This is a genomic window from uncultured Psychrobacter sp. (assembly GCF_947495825.1).
In the GTDB taxonomy this organism is placed as follows: Bacteria; Pseudomonadota; Gammaproteobacteria; order Pseudomonadales; family Moraxellaceae; genus Psychrobacter.
The window spans coordinates 40,788-57,863 of record NZ_CANMAH010000012.1 but is presented as its reverse complement, the minus strand read 5'-3'; the positions used below and the strand labels follow the sequence as shown (position 1 = coordinate 57,863).

The 17,076-nt window shown below is 43.7% G+C and carries 11 protein-coding genes and 1 pseudogene; 7 read left to right on the top strand and 5 right to left on the bottom strand.

The window, feature by feature from the left end; genetic code table 11:
- Nucleotides 1–37 precede the first annotated feature (37 nt).
- Complete coding sequence (locus Q0895_RS12185; RefSeq protein WP_299189308.1) at nt 38–1,165, top strand: metallophosphoesterase; 1,128 nt, start codon at nt 38–40, stop codon at nt 1,163–1,165.
- On the opposite strand, the gene Q0895_RS12180 is transcribed toward Q0895_RS12185, so the two are convergent.
- Entirely contained in the window at nt 1,142–2,524 is a 1,383-nt protein-coding gene (locus tag Q0895_RS12180) for an alpha/beta hydrolase (protein ID WP_299189306.1), read from the bottom strand. The two genes, Q0895_RS12185 and Q0895_RS12180, sit on opposite strands and share 24 nt — an antisense overlap.
- Nucleotides 2,525–2,849: 325 nt before the next feature.
- Between Q0895_RS12180 and grpE the strand changes: the two genes are divergently transcribed.
- Both grpE and dnaK read left to right on the top strand, forming a co-directional pair.
- On the top strand, nt 2,850–3,455 hold the full coding sequence (gene grpE, locus Q0895_RS12175) for a nucleotide exchange factor GrpE (RefSeq protein WP_299189304.1): 606 nt from the start codon (nt 2,850–2,852) through the stop codon (nt 3,453–3,455).
- A gap of 283 nt (nt 3,456–3,738) precedes the next feature.
- Nucleotides 3,739–5,679: a molecular chaperone DnaK gene (gene dnaK / locus Q0895_RS12170; RefSeq protein WP_299189303.1), complete on the top strand. Its 1,941-nt coding sequence runs from the start codon at nt 3,739–3,741 to the stop codon at nt 5,677–5,679.
- A 202-nt stretch (nt 5,680–5,881) separates the two neighbouring features.
- Here the strand turns inward: dnaK and Q0895_RS12165 are convergent, their stop codons facing one another.
- Both Q0895_RS12165 and Q0895_RS12160 read right to left on the bottom strand, forming a co-directional pair.
- Nucleotides 5,882–6,691, bottom strand: a complete 810-nt coding sequence (locus Q0895_RS12165; protein ID WP_299189301.1) for a methyltransferase domain-containing protein — start codon at nt 6,689–6,691, stop codon at nt 5,882–5,884.
- A 165-nt stretch (nt 6,692–6,856) separates the two neighbouring features.
- Entirely contained in the window at nt 6,857–8,089 is a 1,233-nt protein-coding gene (locus Q0895_RS12160) for an 8-amino-7-oxononanoate synthase (RefSeq protein ID WP_299189300.1), read from the bottom strand.
- A 292-nt stretch (nt 8,090–8,381) separates the two neighbouring features.
- On the opposite strand from Q0895_RS12160, the gene Q0895_RS12155 reads away from it, so the two are divergent.
- The 3 genes and pseudogenes from Q0895_RS12155 (at nt 8,382) to Q0895_RS12145 (ending at nt 10,803) form a co-directional block, all read left to right on the top strand.
- A complete protein-coding gene (locus Q0895_RS12155) occupies nt 8,382–8,921 on the top strand; it encodes a porin family protein (protein WP_299189299.1) in 540 nt (179 codons plus the stop codon).
- A gap of 224 nt (nt 8,922–9,145) precedes the next feature.
- Nucleotides 9,146–9,601: pseudogene (locus tag Q0895_RS12150) on the top strand (NfeD family protein); the annotation flags it as partial.
- Nucleotides 9,602–9,942: 341 nt separating this feature from the next.
- Complete coding sequence (locus tag Q0895_RS12145) at nt 9,943–10,803, top strand: SPFH domain-containing protein (RefSeq protein WP_299189382.1); 861 nt, start codon at nt 9,943–9,945, stop codon at nt 10,801–10,803.
- Between the two features lie 101 nt (nt 10,804–10,904).
- Here the strand turns inward: Q0895_RS12145 and hemN are convergent, their stop codons facing one another.
- Nucleotides 10,905–12,446 (bottom strand): oxygen-independent coproporphyrinogen III oxidase, encoded by a 1,542-nt coding sequence (hemN, locus tag Q0895_RS12140; protein ID WP_299189298.1) that lies wholly within the window; start codon nt 12,444–12,446, stop codon nt 10,905–10,907.
- Between the two features lie 288 nt (nt 12,447–12,734).
- The gene (locus Q0895_RS12135) at nt 12,735–15,185 is read right to left on the bottom strand and encodes a penicillin acylase family protein (RefSeq protein WP_299189296.1); all 2,451 of its coding nucleotides are present in this window, start codon (nt 15,183–15,185) and stop codon (nt 12,735–12,737) included.
- 322 nt (nt 15,186–15,507) lie between these two features.
- Here Q0895_RS12135 and Q0895_RS12130 point away from each other — a divergent pair, with 322 nt between their 5' ends.
- Nucleotides 15,508–17,076 carry a YifB family Mg chelatase-like AAA ATPase gene (locus tag Q0895_RS12130; protein WP_299189294.1) on the top strand — a complete coding sequence of 523 codons (1,569 nt, stop codon included), beginning with the start codon at nt 15,508–15,510 and terminating at the stop codon, nt 17,074–17,076.

The window sequence follows — 17,076 nt, the reverse complement described above, 5'->3', positions numbered from 1 at the left end:
AAATTTTTTAAATACCAACATCATTCTGGAATCACCCATGCGCAATGCGTTTTTTATCACCATTTTTGTACTGTTGCAGCTTTTTAGCGTAGGGGCTGCCCTAAGTTTACAATGGTGGTTACAGCCGTGGGGTAATACCACGCTACAAATTTCCATATGGATTGCTATATTTGCTATTACCAATGGCTTACTAGTACTAAGTGTCAAAAGAGTTTTTGCCAATAGCTATCGCTGGATCAGTGGTTGGATGTTGTTCATGCACTTTCTTGTACTTACTGCGTTATTGACCAGCTTATTATACGGTGGTTATTGGTTAATAGTAACCTTTACTGACTACCCTGTTCTTAATCCTTCGGTAGTGGTAACGGGGCTGCGAGTGCTCGATCTGCTTATCTTTATTGGTCTATTTATTTATGCTCTATATAGCGCCTACGTACCTGTTGTGCGTAGAAAAACGATTCATATTAATAAACCGATGGTAGGGCAACTGCGTATTGCGGTGGCCAGTGATTTACATATCGGACGACTGTTTGGTAGTGGTGCGATAGACAGGCTGCGTCGTCTCGTCATCCAATCTAAAGCGGATATACTATTGATGCCGGGCGATATTATGGATGACAATACCGAAGCATTTATTGCCTACGATATGCAGGCAAACTTAACTGAACTATGTGCCAGCCTACCTTATGGGGTTTATGCGACATTAGGCAATCATGATTTGTACGGGCACGAGCAGCCTATTAGTCATTCGCTGCGTAGTGCTGGCGTGCATTTATTGAACGATGATGTGTACTGCCTGACGCACCAAGGGCAGCCGATTTGGTTGGTTGGTCGTTTTGATAATCACAAACGTGAGCGCGTAGCGACGACAGAGCTACTGGCGCAAGTAAATGTAGATGAGCCTATCATATTACTAGACCATCGCCCTAGCGATATCGTTGAACATAGCCAGCTGCCCGTTGATTTACAAGTGTCAGGACATACTCATAATGGACAGGTATTTCCCGCTAACTTTATCGTCAGTGCGATTAACCGTCTAGGTTACGGTTATGAAGCCATCGGTCATGGACACTTTGTGGTGTCATCCGGCTATGGTTTTTGGGGTATTCCGTTTCGCTTGGGTTCGCGCTCAGAGATTTGGTTAATCACTCTTAGCGGTAAGTAGTTGGCGGACAAAGCTGGCAAACTTGTCAATAATATCAGCCGTTTCATGACCAACACTTTTATGGATACTCATTAAATGTATGAAACCGTGCGGCGCGCCCAGCACAGTACGTGTCTGAGTCTCTATACCATTCTCTTGTAGTTGTTCAGCGTATGCCAGCGCCTCGTCACGCAAAATATCTAATTCAGCCACCACAATATAGCTTGGACACATGTGTGCGTTGTGACCATGCATAGGCGATGTAAGCGGGTGTGAGCCCGTCAAAGTACTATGTTGCATATAAGCGCTATCAAACACTTCGACGTCATTATAATCAAGTAGCAAGCCTTTACCATATAAGGCCCAGCTAGGGTAATTTGTCTCAATATCGGTGACAGGATAAAGAGGTAGCTGAGCAAGTGGACGGGGCAAACGTTGCAACTTATCAATGATATCTTCTGCATCCAGCTCTAGATTAAGCCATTGCTTAACGTCCGGCGCAGTGATCTGCTGGGCGACCAAGAGGGCCAAGCAACCACCAGCGCTGTCACCTGATAATACAATGCGCGATGGCAGTGCACCCAAAGTATGGCAGTGCTCAGCTAGCCATTCATAAGCAGCCAGACAGTCTCTAAGGGCGGTTGGGGCAGCGTGCTCTGGCGCCAATCGATAGTCGACACTGACCACAGGCCAGCCTGTTTGTCTGCAGACTGCATGACAAAATTCATGATGAGTATCAAGATCGCCAATACAAAATCCGCCGCCATGAAAGTACAGCATGACTGTTTTATCGCGGTTAGTTTCATCATCACCTTGCTTATGCTGTTGATAGCAGCGCACTGTCATATCACCACCGTCAGCGTTAGCTACTATGTTATCTTGCCAGCGAACCGTCGCGCTATTTTCTGCATTAGCTTTAGTCAGCGGCTTTGACTGTTTATCTATCTGTTGCCAGACGTCCGGCGCTTGCATAGCGACCGTATCAGCTACAAATTTGTGACGCAGTGTTGGCAAGCTATCGAGACTTAACGGGCGTTTAAGCTTATTACTTAGCGCCATAATCAAACGCATGTGAGCATCAGCATGGGGATATTGCTGAGTATCTGCACCATGAAAAAGAGTGTTTAATCTTTCAAGCAAAGGCGTAGGTAGTGCCTCGAGGTTTTTTAATACATGATGGAGATGATGCTTTTTATAAGGTGCTGTTACATGACGAAACTCATTATGGTAACGTTTATTTAGCTGATTAGTGAACAGTCGGTTATCGTTTAATAAATGGTGTTCTGTTGTGTCACAGCTTGTCCGTTTACACAAAGTCTTGATAGCATTGACTGCTTTATCTGCCACTACATTCTTAGATAATTTTGGTAGAACAGGCATGGTATTCCTTATTAAATTTAATAAAAGAAAGACAGCTTATAGAAAGTGGATTGATACAGGATAGCGGATAATAAAATCATAGTGCTACGTGCTACTTATCGTTGGTTTTTGATGTCCTTTATGCTTGTCATTATCTATGAAAACTCATTATTTCATCAAAAGCCAAAAATTCATCTCATTTAGGCTTGAAATTTACGCCTAGGGTCTTTATCAAGCAGCTATCAGAACATAATTATACTGAGCGTTTATTTGTAAGAAATCCAAGATTCACGGGTTTATCTTATATTAAGTTTAAGACTCATTACTAAAATCATAAGGAGCTATTATGACTGAACAGGCACCCAATCACGAATTTGATACAAATGATCCAAAAGCAGCTCAGAGTAATATTGAGCGTGAAGAAAGTCTTTTAGAGGAAACCATGAACGAGTTTGATCCAGAAAATAACTCAGGTGCAGATAATACGGTTAAAAATGATATTGATATCGATGCTTTTCATGCGCGTATTGCTGAGCTTGAAGGTGAAGTAAAACAAGCCAAAGAAGGTACGGCTCGTGCCAACGCTGAAGCTTATAATGCACAAAAGCGTATGGAGCAAGAAACCGATAAAAGTAAAAAATTCGCTCTGCAAAAATTTGCCAAAGATCTACTAGAGATCGTCGATAATTTAGAGCGCGCTATCGAGAGCGCTACTGATAACGATCCGGTGACTGAAGGTGTGCAGTTGACTCATAAAGCGCTACTTGCGGTGCTTAATAGACATGGCGTAGAGGTGGTCGATCCACAAGGCGAAAAATTCAATGCAGACTTTCATGAAGCAGTCGGTATAGATGCTGACGCTGAAGCGGATACTGTTGGCACAGTACTACAAAAAGGTTATAGCTTAAATGGCCGTTTATTACGTCCAGCTATGGTACGTGTTGGTCAATAAATAAAGCCGATATACGAATAAGCCTTATTAAAAGTAGGGATATTCACAAAACTTCACACAAAACCAAGTTATTGTAGTATCACTGACTTGAAAAAACACAAACATAAACCGATATAAAGCAACAAGTGACCAGTTAAGGTCTGATACCCCAAAACTAGTGGCTTATGTGAGTAACTTGGACTAGTACTCAAACCGGTAATATAGTCTCGTTATTTAAACGGCTAGTGTGGGTGAGTAACAATCTTATAATCAGTAATTTAGAATAAATTTGGAGTAATTAATTATGGGTAAAGTAATTGGTATTGATTTAGGTACAACTAACTCATGTGTAGCCGTAATGGAAGGCGATTCAGTTAAAATTATCGAAAACGCTGAGGGTACACGTACAACGCCATCTATCGTCGCTTATAAAGATGACGAAACGCTTGTTGGCCAATCAGCCAAGCGTCAGGCAGTTACCAATCCAAGCAACACTTTGTTTGCAATCAAGCGTTTGATTGGTCGTCGTTTCGATGACAAAGTGGTGCAAAAAGACATCGGTATGGTGCCATACAAAATCGCTAAAGCAGATAACGGTGATGCTTGGGTCGAAGTTAACGGTAAAAAACTAGCTCCGCCACAGGTTTCTGCTGAAATCTTGAAAAAAATGAAAAAAACAGCAGAAGACTATCTTGGTGAGAGTGTGAGTGAAGCAGTTATTACTGTTCCAGCTTACTTTAATGACTCACAGCGCCAAGCAACCAAAGATGCTGGTAAAATCGCTGGTCTTGACGTAAAACGTATTATCAACGAGCCAACCGCAGCTGCACTTGCTTATGGTATGGATAAAAAACAAGGCGATAGCACAGTTGCTGTTTATGACTTGGGCGGTGGTACCTTTGACGTATCAATCATCGAAATCGCTGATGTCGACGGCGAGCAGCAGTTTGAAGTACTAGCGACCAATGGTGATACATTCCTTGGTGGTGAAGACTTTGACTCAGCCTTGATTGAATACCTAGTTGCTGAATTCAAAAAAGAGCAAGATGTTAACCTAAAAGGCGATTCTCTTGCGATGCAGCGTCTAAAAGAAGCGGCAGAGAAAGCAAAAATTGAACTATCAAGCGCGCAAAGCACTGAAGTAAACTTACCATATATTACTGCTGATAGCAGTGGTCCTAAGCATTTGGTAGTGACTATCAGTCGCTCAAAACTTGAGAGCCTAACTGAAGATTTGGTTCAGCGTACCATGGGTCCTTGTAAGATTTCTCTTGAAGATGCTGGTATCAAAGTTGGCGATATCGACGATGTAATCTTAGTCGGTGGTCAGACTCGTATGCCACTAGTACAGAAAAAAGTGGAAGAGTTCTTTGGTCAAGAGCCACGTAAAGATGTAAACCCTGATGAAGCGGTAGCTGCAGGTGCTGCTATTCAAGGTGCCGTATTGTCTGGTGACAAAACTGACGTCCTACTACTTGACGTAACGCCATTGACACTCGGTATTGAAACGATGGGCGGTGTCATGACCCCAATCATTGAGAAGAACACGATGATTCCGACCAAGAAATCACAAGTATTCTCAACAGCCGAAGACAATCAGCCAGCAGTAACGATTCAGGTCTATCAAGGTGAGCGTAAAATCGCTAACCAAAACAAACAGCTTGGCCGTTTCGATCTGACAGACATTCCACCAGCACCACGTGGTCTGCCACAAATCGAAGTAACCTTTGACATCAACGCTGACGGTATCATGAATATTTCAGCGACTGACAAAGGTACTGGTAAAGCACAAAGCATCCAAATCAAAGCGGACTCTGGTTTGTCGGATGAAGAAGTCGAACAAATGGTGCGTGACGCTGAAGCAAACGCTGCTGAAGATGAGAAGTTTGCCAACTTAGCACAAGTTCGTAACGAAGCTGATGGTCGTATCCATGCTGTTCAAAAAGCATTGAAAGAAGCAGGAGATAAAGTGACTGACGAAGAAAAATCATCAGTAGAAGCTGCTATCTCTGAGCTTGAAACAGCGACCAAAGAAGATGATCATGATGACATCAAAGCCAAGCTTGAAGCACTAGACAATGCGTTCTTGCCAATCAGCCAAAAGATCTACGCAAATAGTGGCGCAGGCGCAGAAGGTATGGACCCAGGTCAATTCCAACAAGAGACTGAATCAGCTGATGCTAGCCAAGCGAATGATGATGTAGTCGATGCTGAGTTTACTGAAGTAGACGAAGACAAAAAATAATACCAAACCTAAAAACGCGATTAGCTGTGGCAAGCTCGCTTAGTCTACTCTATGTAGTACTTATACTTGTTTTCCTTGCTACTCAAGTTTTTGAGAAAGGTAGAAACGATACAAATCGATAAGTAGTTAAATAAAAAACGCATCCTTCGGGGTGCGTTTTTTTGTGGCCATAGTTTTATCATTAATACTGTAGATTATAAGATTAAGGTCTAAAAGCGTTCACTGTCAGTACTTCATAAGACAAGCTGACACAAGCATGACCTTCTTCATCGGTGGCTGAAAAATGTTGCCAATAGTCTCGCTCAAATTTTTGTAAACGCGCTTTTGTCCATATAAAGGGCTGGTCACTATATGATTGCGTTTGGGTTCGATTGGTTGACACTCCTGTGAGCTTCATATGTTTTAATACTGCATAAGGGGTTGCAAACAACAAATCAAAACGCTGAACTGAAAGCTCAATATTTTCAAAGCCAGCACTATCCAATGCCAACTGCCATTTATCATTATCTGGATAATTAAGTCCTTGACCAGTAAGTGTCTTAATTTGCAAAAAGTTATTGGCGGTAAAAGTGCTAAACAGTAACTGGCCGCCACCTTTTAATCGAGGTGCCGATTGCGTGACAAAGCTCAATGGATTATCAAACCATTGCACCGCATTGGCACTAACTATCAAGCTATGAGCTCCTTCAAAGTCTAGGGTTTCGGCATCGCCAATGACAATCTGAGCGGTGGGTAGGATTGATTGCAAGGTCGCTGTCTGCTCAGTACATAACTCGTTGATCAGCCAATGCCTGCTTTGAATGTGGGCAGCTAGTAGGCGTGTCATTTGACCAGTACCTGCCCCAATCTCTAATACACTGTCTTGCTTATCATAAGCAATATTAGCCAGTAAAGCTCGGCACGCTTGCTGTTGAATATGAGCATGCTGATCATAGTCACATGCGTTGGCAAAATGGCGAGCGATGGTTTGTTTTCTGCTGCTAAATCGTGAAGGGGTGGCAAGTATTTCCATATGGCTTAGTACATCCAAGTCAGTCAATTATTGCTTGATATAGTCGGTCTTATAAAAATTAGATACGGTTTGAGCATACTTTTACTCGCCTCTCTTGTCATCAAATTATTTTGAACCGACTGGAGTAGAGTGTCTGTCAAACCTTAGTCCTCAGTATCTTCTAACTCATAATTGCTGTATCAGTCGTTCACAGTCCTCACTTGTCAGCTTGGCGTTCATAACCAGACGGATACGAGCGGTGTTGGCAGGAACAGTAGGCGGTCTGATAGGCAATGCGTAGAAGCCAGCTGTTTGTAGCTGTTGTGCTTTAGCAATCGTGCGCGCATTGTCTCCTAATATGTAAGGCACAATGGGCGACTTATAGCTTAAGTTTTGTTGGATTGGCGCGGTGTGCTGTAACTGACTGATGGCTTGGCTAAGTCTTGTAGACAACTGGGCTAAGTGGTTGCGTTGGTCACTAAGTGTTGGCATTTTTGCTAAAATAAAGCGTGTCCATGCATGGTTGATCGGGGGTAGGGCGGTGCTAAATATCAAAGGACGCATATAGTTGATCAGCCACTGTTTGACGATATCATCACACATAATATAAGCGCCAACTGAGGCAAAGGCTTTGCCAAATGTGCCAACCAAGTAATCGATGTCTGCTAAAGTCTGCGTCTCTTCCGCCAGCCCTAAGCCCGTCTCACCTAATACACCGATCGCGTGCGCCTCATCGACATATAACTCAATGCGAGCATCTTTGGCTTTTAGTTTTACCAACTGAGGTAAGTCCGCGCGGTCACCATCCATACTAAAAACGCTTTCGGTGACGATAATGATGCGCTTAACAGTAGGCCCTGCCTGCTCAATAAACTTAGCCAAATGCTCATAATCATTGTGACGGTAGCGGCGATAGCTGACAAGCTTGCTTTGGCTTAGGCGTAGACCATCAATGATACTGGCATGCACCAGTTTGTCTGCCAAAATAAGGGTATTGACAGGAAGGGTAGTCAGGGCAGGTAAAATACCAATATTGGCATGATAACCACTGTTCAATAATAGTACCGACTTTGAGGCAGACATACCTTGCTGACATACGGCATGTTGATACCACTCTTGCATTTCAGACTCTAACGCTTGTAACTGGATATCGTTTCCTGTGAGTAGCCTTGACGAGGTCGCACTCATCTTAGGCAGTTGTGCCGCTGGCAATTGTGCTAACTGCTCAAAAAATTCAGCTTGTAGTTCGTTATCACTGCCCAAACCAAGATAGTCGTTGCTGGCGATATTGAGTAGAGTATGACCATTATGCACAACGTAGCGTCCCTGATGTTCTAGGTTTGGCAGATGTCGATATTGCTGCTGAGACTTTAGATGCGCTAGTGTTTCGTGCAGTTGCCCTACGATAGAACTTGTCATATATAGATATTCCTTTACCTTGCCGTTGGTTTTTTGACTTTAGTTGTCTGATTAATAAGTGAGAAGTATTGCACAAAATCGCTACTTGTAACAAAAAATTTCATATCATGTGGTTTGTAACCCATGCAATGACAAACACTTTCAAATCTTAACTCTCACACCATTAAACTCTGACAGAGTGTTCGAAATAGTTTGTTACTATATATTCATCGTTAGCAAACAAGGCGATATGGCTATAACAGCCAACACTAATAACTAACTTGTTTGTCAATTTTGTTTGAAGGAGATAACAATGAAAACTCTACAAAAAACGTTACTTGCACTAGCAGCTGGTTCTTTATTAAGCGTAAGTGCACAAGCCGCTGTATCATATGGTAATGGCTATACTGGTCAACCGTACGTCGGTGTGAAAGTTGGCCAATTTGATTTAGATGTTAATGGTGCTGATGATCCTACCGCATATGGTGTCTACGGTGGTTACAACTTTGATCCTAACTTCGGTATCGAAGCTGAGTATGTAGGTTCAGATGATGCGGACTATAGAAACGGTGACATCGATGCCAAAACCTATGGCGCCTACGGTACTTACCGTTATGCTTTCCCAAATACTGCCTTATATGCCAAAGGTAAAGTAGGTATTGCTAAAACAGAAGTAGAAGGCGACTATACAACTGCAGGAGTACGTCGTTCTTTCTCAGATGATGACACCAGTCTTGCAGGCGGCGTAGGTCTAGGCTATGCAGTCAACCAAGATTTCAATGTTGAAGCTGAATATGCGGTAACTGGTAGCGATGCTGACCTTATGACAGTAGGTGCACACATAAAATTCTAAGCTTTTCAAGAAATAAGTTTAGAAAACTAGTTACTAAATCTTAGTAGAATGAAAAAACGATCACTTTATGTGGTCGTTTTTTTTTGGTTATAGTTTTTAATATAAAATTATGTTTGGTACATCATTGATAATGAAAACTAATGGTATCATATTGATTTTTAAGAGATTATTTATCGTTAAAATGTGCTACATTAAAAGTTAGAACTGCAAAGGAGGATATGCTGATGATTGAGACTATTTGGATGATTGAACCTTGGCACTGGCTGGTATTGGGTTTTTTATTAATGATTGCTGAGATATTTATTCCTACCTTTGCAAGTCTTTGGTTTGGTGCTGCTGCTGTTATCGTTGCTGCCTTGTCATGGCTACTACCTGTCCCATTAGTAGGGCAAGTCGTTATCTGGTTAGCGTTGTCAGTATTGTTCATGTTTGCTTGGATTAAGTATATCAAGCCACTATCGGTAGACCGTACCAAAGCTGGATTGGGCGGCGGGGTAATCATTGGTGAAACTGGTATGATTATAGTCAAGCCGCAAGCAGGCAAGTTGGGGGTAGTACGATTCAATGTACCAATTGTGGGTGCAGATGAATGGTCGTGCCGGACGAATGAGGAAGTGGTTGAAGTGGGTGATCGGGTGGTGGTGACAGATATAAGCGGTAATGAGCTGATTGTTGCACCAACTAAGCGCATAGAAGCCAAAACGGTCAATCGCCCCAACATCGCTCCTACTGTTGAGAGCCGTTCTGTTGCAGCTAAAGCAAAGTCCAGCAGACTAAACCTTAATAAGCCTGGTCTTGATAGAGATCGCTTGAAAAAAAAGTTTATGGATAAATAATTTATCGGACGGTTTGATTATTCACATTTAATTAGTAGCATAGAATATTATCTCCTTTTTATCATAGTCATTACTTGCCATACCATACGATACATCGGAGTTGTAAATATTAAATAAATAGGACGTTGCTGCTCCATTTATAGCAATGGTTCAAGGAGAGCGTTATGAATAACATCATAAATAGTATGAATGGGCTTAGTATTGTGATGGTGGTATTGATTGCCCTAGTCATTTTTACCGTTTTTAAAAGCGTGTGTATCGTACCGCAGGGGTACAAATGGGTGGTGCAGCGTTTGGGTAAATACCAGCAAACGCTAGAGCCTGGCTTTAGTGTCATTATTCCCTTTGTGGACAGGATTGCTTATAAAGTTACGACCAAAGACATTGTGCTCGATATTCCCTCACAAGAAGTCATTACTCGCGATAACGTGGTCATCATCGCCAATGCGGTGGCCTATATCAATATCATGCGTCCAGACAAGGCAGTCTACGGTATCGAAGATTATGAGCATGGTATCCGTAACTTGGTACAGACTTCCTTGCGTTCGATCATTGGTGAGATGGATTTAGATAATGCGTTATCTAGTCGCGATGAGATCAAAGCACTACTCAAGCAAGCGATCTCAGAAGACATTGCCGACTGGGGTATTACCCTCAAGACAGTTGAGATCCAAGACATCAATCCCTCCTCGACCATGCAAGCATCAATGGAAGAGCAAGCAGCGGCAGAGCGTCTACGCCGTGCAACAGTGACCCGTGCTGATGGTCAAAAGCAAGCAGCTATCTTAGAAGCCGATGGCCGTCTAGAAGCGTCACGCCGTGATGCAGAAGCGCAAGTGGTACTTGCTAAGGGTTCAGAGGAGTCCATTCGCCTTATTACTGCTGCGATGGGGGACGAAGAGATGCCCATCGTCTACTTACTTGGCGAGCAGTATATCAAGTCGATTCGTCAGCTGGCTGAGTCTGACAACTCAAAAATGGTGGTATTACCAGCTGATATTTTGAATACAGTAAAAGGTATGGTCGGTGATAAGTTAAAGGTTTAACTGTACAAAGACTCTACCTGCGCAGAAACTCTAACATCATAAAAAGACCTCAAGTGAGGTCTTTTTTTTATAACTAATAATTGCCCCAATGTCTCATGAGCCTAGATGACTTTTGAAAAGCGATCTTTATGTTTTGTCTCAAGATATTCATCAAACACCATCGCCACGTTGCGGCCAAGTAAGCGGCCTTTTGGTAAGACACGAATACCAGCAGCGTCCATATCGACGAGCCTATCTTTTTGCATCTCGCCTAATTGTCTAATCTCATCAATAAAATAAGTAATCGCATCAATACCGAACTTCTGATTGACATCTTTAAAGTCGATATAGTCATGACAGAGCAGGTTCATAATGACATATTCACGCAAGCGATCTTTGATAGAAGTCTTGATATATTTTACCGCAGGCATGACAGTCGGGTCGCTTTTTGCAGCATTAATATTGTCTTGATAGGATTGAAGATCCGTGTCGTTTTGTAGGATATAGCGGGTATTGGCATTGGCAATTTGACTGATCGATGAGACACCAAAACCTAATAAATCGCAGTCGCCCATAATGGTGTACCCTTGGAAGTTACGATGCAATTTGCCCTCGCGCTGTGCAACAGCCAGCTCGTCATTAGGCTTGGCAAAGTGGTCAATACCAATATATTGATAGCCAGCCTCGGTGAGTGTATTGATGGTATTACCAAGCATAGTGAGCTTAGTCGCTGGCTCTGGTAGGTCTTCATCTTTAATTTGACGCTGGGCCTTAAAGCGCTCTGGCAGATGCGCGTAATTAAACACCGATAAACGATCGGGTGCCATCTCAATAATACGGTGGACAGTTTTCTCGAAAGTCTCAGGGGTTTGATGCGGCAAGCCATAGATCAGATCAATATTGATAGAGTGAAAGCCCAATTCACGCGCCTCATTTAGCACATTTGCAATCAATTCTGCTGAATGCACGCGATTGACTGCGATTTGTACGGCCTCATCTAAATCTTGGACGCCAAGGCTTATGCGATTAAAGCCAAGGTTGCGCAATACTTTTAAGGTGTCGTCACTTAACTCACGTGGATCAATCTCAATAGAGTAATCGCCCTCGTCTTCAGGCAAAAACTCAAACTGGGTCTGCAAAAACTCCCACAGCTGTATTATTTCTTCGTCACGTAAAAACGTTGGCGTACCGCCGCCTAGGTGCAACTGTTTGACAAGTGGCTTGCTGCCATCATCTGGCGCAGATAATAAGCGACGTTTATGTTTGATTTCAGCCATCAAATACTGCAAGTAGTCGCCTGAGTCGCTGTTTTTTTTGGTGATAATTTTATTACAAGCGCAGTAATAGCAAAGATGGCGACAAAATGGAATATGAAAATACAAAGATAGAGGGGCACAGGCTTCACGGTTTTGCAGGATTTTTGTCTCAAGATTCTCTGGGATTGGCGTGAACTCTAACGCGGTCGGGTAAGAGGTATAACGCGGCCCTGAGCGATTGTATTTATAGATCATCGCTTCATCGAATGTTGGTAGCTGTTTACTAGTAATACTACCGCGCGTACTGGCATACGGGTTGTCAGGTTGCATGACAGGGCGTGTGGTCGTTGGCTGCTCTTCAGCGCGGTTGTAAGGCTGCTGGGTGTTTTGTTTTGAATAGTCCGTCATGCGACACTCCTCGTTTTGACCATAATATTGCTGGCTGTTACATGGTTAACCGCTAACTATGTACCTATTTTATGCAAGTTTGACGACAGTTAAGATGGTAGTTATTTATCGCAACGTTTGCATATAAATAGACAGACGTTAGTATAACAAGTCCTTACTCATAGTGGGGACTCGTTAAGTTTTTTAATCACCTAAAGGTTGCCTATTTTGTTTAATAAAAAAGACCCCAGCATTTATCTGAGGTCTTATGTATGTCTTTATCAATACTTACTTCAATTTATCTAAGGATTATTCTCTTAATTGAATCTTATTACCAACCGCTTGAGTGGAGATTTCACTAGCGCTAAAAGGCAAACGAATCCAATCTTTGTTTGAGTAGCAACGTGTTTGATCACGGTGATAAGGTCGCGTGCTATCTGAAGCTTGTGAATAAGCTAGTAACGCTTCTACGACTGGCCCTTTATCATCAAAGGTAACTGTCTGCATGTACGTAGGACCATGAGTGATTGGCCCATATGTGCCATCGTCGTTTTGGCTTGAGCTTGCGACATTGAATATGCCTTCACGGCCAGGTCCACCATGCATAGGAATCTTTTCACCGTTATTACCAGCGTCGATGACATATTGTAAATCTGCCAATGATGCATCAAGGGCTATGTTTTTGTCATTGAAAAAGACAATAGCATTTCCCAATGCTGTACGTGTATTTTCATCAATAATAAGGCCACGAGGGGTATTGATAGGGTCGTTAATATCAAATTTTACCCTAAATGCATCATCAGTGGTTTCATCGAAGTTGACGTTACGCCAAAACTCTCTAAACACATGAGCGCCTTTACTATCAAGATTGTCACGGCGATCCCAGCTGCTTAGGATAGTACAAGCTTCTGTGCCGTTGATGGTACTTCCATTGGACAGTGGCAGTACTGGGTTGGCTGTACAATCTGCCAATACATCATCAAGCACCAGCTCAGCTGCATAGCTGCGATTACCATAGACGACGTCTTGCATATTATCTAAGGTAAAGGTATTGCCGCCTAGACCGTCTGAATTGTCAAGGCGATCTAATATCTGTGTCAGACCCATACGAGAGCGCAGCAGCAGTGGTACGCCATCTACCGCGTTGGCACCTAAGAATGGAGCTAGGCGGCGACGTAGGAGTGGTGAAAACCCTGTCAATGGCTGCTCAGGATTGCTGAGCCAGTAGCTATCGTTTGAGTTGGCAACGTAGTCATCACGAATCAAATAAGGTAGGTTTGAGCGTCCAAAAATACCTGCCTGCGGCGAGTCGGCATCATTGCCCCATTCGCAAGCGGCTGTGCTACCATTAAGAGCTGGTAAGTCTGCTGCAATCAGAGCACCAAGGACTGGGCCAAAATTAGCACTGCTACAGGCCTCTAGCTTATCTTTAGTGACATGCGGTACGGTCGATATATCTGCATATAATGCCTTGCCATGGCGGTCAGTGGCGATGGTATTGACAAACCCAAGACCTAGTGTGTCCTGCATTCTATCCTTTAGGTCTTCCACGCTACTCGCTTGGTTCATACTACGCCATTGATTTAGTGCACGCGGATTCTCAGAAGCTGCATCACGAATGGTAAAAGCTAGGTTGTTTGCGCCCCATGCTGGCAGTTTGTCGTTCAGTAAGTTCACAGCTAGCATCGGTCCATAATGTGATAAATAGATAGGACGTACCAATGTCTGATCGTCAGGCAACTGAATGGCCACATCGACTTGCTCGATATCACGCTGCTCAAACACACCGTCACTGTTTTGATAGTGGTACTTCATTGGGTTGCCATTTACCAAACTGAGCTGATAAAGGGTAAAGCGTTTGGCGGTAGAGACAGTATGACTCCAAGCCACATCTTTATTGAAACCAATATTGATGAACGGTTGTCCTTGTTGAGCGGCCCCCATCACATCAAGCTTGCCTGGCATGGTTAAATGAAACTCATAAAAACGTTGCACCCCTTCCCAAGGCTCGTGTGGGTTGCCATACAAGATACCACTGTCTGTACCGGTGACCTCACTACCAAATGCATAAGCATTACTGCCGCCTTTCATCGCATTGATCGTAGACGTATCGAACTCAACGTCAGACTCTGGACTGACAGTACGCATTCTGCTACTGCTCATCACTGTATTTGGATCAGGAGGCGCTGCTGCTACGATTGGACCCACGAAGTTAGACAATCCACCTCGTAAGTTGGCTTTGCCATAGAGCGCTACTAGATCATCGATTGTGATCTCACGCACCCATTCTGCACCAGCACAGTCAGGGTCGATATTGTCTATACCCGTATCGCGTAGATAACGGCTATAGCCAGCGGCATAACCAGTCACTGCGTCGATAACCTCTGGGTCTTGCGCAGCCAAAAAGTTGGCACGCCTATCTGAAGCATTGTACCAAGTATAAAAAACATCGCTTGCTATATCACCTTCTTCACCTAGATACCGCATGCTTTGACCACTAGCCACGACGATCTCACGCGCCAGTGAGCAAATATTGTCTTCTGCAAAAGCATAGCCGACCCCGTAACCTAAGCCTTTATAGTCTTTGGCAGTGATGTGGGGAATACCAAATTCAGTTCGCTGAATATCGGCTGAGTAAGTAAGTTGAGAGTTGACTGAATCATTGTCATTGTCTTTAAAACAACCAGACAGTGCAAGAGAGATGACCACTGCAAGTAGCGCAAGCTTGGGCGTACGCTGATTGAACACATCATTGCTCATAAGCTTATCCATCCATGGTTAACGGGTCTAGTAGAAAACCTTAATATAAAGTCTCAGTAACAAGCTTTAGTACAAAATTTCAGAAAAAAGCCATCAACGAGCTTTATATGATCAATAAAATCCTTTTATTGCCAATACTCTTTACTGTTGATAGATGTCTTGTACCAATCAGACAAAACCAAGTATAAGAGCATCTGTTCATCATATAACAGTATTGGTTGTATATACCAGTATTGGTTATCTATAATAATGATAAAACACAACATTTGCGCGTTGATTAATAATACTTTATTATCAATATTCCCTCTATTAGGAAACGCCGATGTCATTTTCCCAAGTCTATACCCGTTCGGTCGTGGGCTTACATGCCCCCAAGGTCATCATTGAAGTGCATTTGTCACAAGGCCTGCCAGCATTGACTATCGTAGGTTTGCCAGAAGCCGCTGTACGCGAGAGTAAAGATAGAGTGCGCTCTGCCATTCTAAATTCAGGCTTTCAATTTCCCAATCGCCGTTTAACTATTAATCTTGCCCCAGCAGACCTACCAAAAGAAGGTGCTAGGCTAGATTTACCGATTGCCATCGGTATCTTGGCTGCCAGTGATCAAATTGATCCAGCGTCACTGACAGGGTTTGAGTTTATCGGCGAGCTTGCGCTCAATGGGGAGCTTCGGCAGGTGACAGGCAGCTTAGCAGTAGCACGCGCAATAAAAGCGGAAGCGTTGGCCTTAAAATCGTCAAAAAGTAATGAGCTACCACTGAATGGACAACGGCAAGAGCCACAAACCGTAGAGTTAATAGTACCGATGGATAATGGAGCTGAGGCTAGCCGTGTCGATGGTGTCACGATATTGGCCGCCCAAAACTTAAAGGCTGTCTGTGATCATCTGCAATCGCTAACAGACCCCAGTGCTACAGATAGGCGTTTAGAGGTGGTCCAGTCCAGTCTGGCACAGCAGCACATTGGCTATTCGGTAGACTTGGCGGATGTCAAAGGTCAGCATCATGCTCGGCGCGCGCTAGAGATTGCCGCGGCTGGTGGTCACTCGCTGTTATTTACAGGGCCACCTGGCTCAGGTAAGACGTTGATGGCATCACGGCTGCCGACTATCATGCCTGATTTGAGTGATGAAGATGCGCTAGAAGTGGCGAGTACCTATTCAGTTGCAGACAGTGACTACGATTATGGTACACGGCCGTTTAGACAAGTGCATCACACCATATCAGCGGTAGCGTTGGTCGGCGGAGGTTCGCGTCCCAAACCTGGTGAGATTACGCTTGCCAATAAAGGTGTATTATTCCTTGATGAATTACCAGAATTTGATCGTACCGTGTTAGAAGTATTGCGCCAGCCGCTAGAAGCCAAGCAAATCACCATTAGCCGTGCCAACTCACAAATGACCTTTCCGGCAAACTTTCAATTGGTGGCGGCGATGAACCCTTGTCCATGCGGTTACGATGGTGATGGAACAGGCCGTTGTCGTTGTCGACCTGAACAGATTAAACGCTATCAAGACAAACTATCAGGCCCGCTACTAGATAGGATCGATCTACATATTACCGTGCCAGCGTTACCGATTGCAGACTTGCAAAACGCTCAGGCTGGCGAAGCCTCCGAACAAGTACGCACGCGAGTAGTAGCTGCGCATAAGCAGCAATTACAGCGGCAGCAAAAAGTAAATAATGAGCTGAGCCCTAGCGAGATTGATAAATACATCCAGCTAGGAGAGGGCGAGCAGCAGCTATTACAGATGGCGCAGCAACGCTTAAATCTATCTGCTCGTGGCTATCATCGGGTATTGCGGGTCGCGCGTACCATTGCCGATCTTGCCGATAGTATTGATATTACCAGTGCTCACGTATCTGAGGCACTAAGCTATCGTGGTAAGTGA

Bases quoted from the DNA above. Each gene is read 5' to 3' on its own strand.
- hemN (WP_299189298.1), bottom strand. From the start codon at position 12,446: ATGACGGACTATTCAAAACAAAACACCCAGCAGCCTTACAACCGCGCT.
- Q0895_RS12130 (WP_299189294.1), top strand. From the start codon at position 15,508: ATGTCATTTTCCCAAGTCTATACCCGTTCGGTCGTGGGCTTACATGCC.
- Q0895_RS12160 (WP_299189300.1), bottom strand. From the start codon at position 8,089: ATGACAAGTTCTATCGTAGGGCAACTGCACGAAACACTAGCGCATCTA.
- dnaK (WP_299189303.1), top strand. From the start codon at position 3,739: ATGGGTAAAGTAATTGGTATTGATTTAGGTACAACTAACTCATGTGTA.
- grpE (WP_299189304.1), top strand. From the start codon at position 2,850: ATGACTGAACAGGCACCCAATCACGAATTTGATACAAATGATCCAAAA.
- Q0895_RS12155 (WP_299189299.1), top strand. From the start codon at position 8,382: ATGAAAACTCTACAAAAAACGTTACTTGCACTAGCAGCTGGTTCTTTA.
- Q0895_RS12135 (WP_299189296.1), bottom strand. From the start codon at position 15,185: ATGAGCAATGATGTGTTCAATCAGCGTACGCCCAAGCTTGCGCTACTT.
- Q0895_RS12145 (WP_299189382.1), top strand. From the start codon at position 9,943: ATGAATGGGCTTAGTATTGTGATGGTGGTATTGATTGCCCTAGTCATT.
- Q0895_RS12180 (WP_299189306.1), bottom strand. From the start codon at position 2,524: ATGCCTGTTCTACCAAAATTATCTAAGAATGTAGTGGCAGATAAAGCA.
- Q0895_RS12165 (WP_299189301.1), bottom strand. From the start codon at position 6,691: ATGGAAATACTTGCCACCCCTTCACGATTTAGCAGCAGAAAACAAACC.
- Q0895_RS12185 (WP_299189308.1), top strand. From the start codon at position 38: ATGCGCAATGCGTTTTTTATCACCATTTTTGTACTGTTGCAGCTTTTT.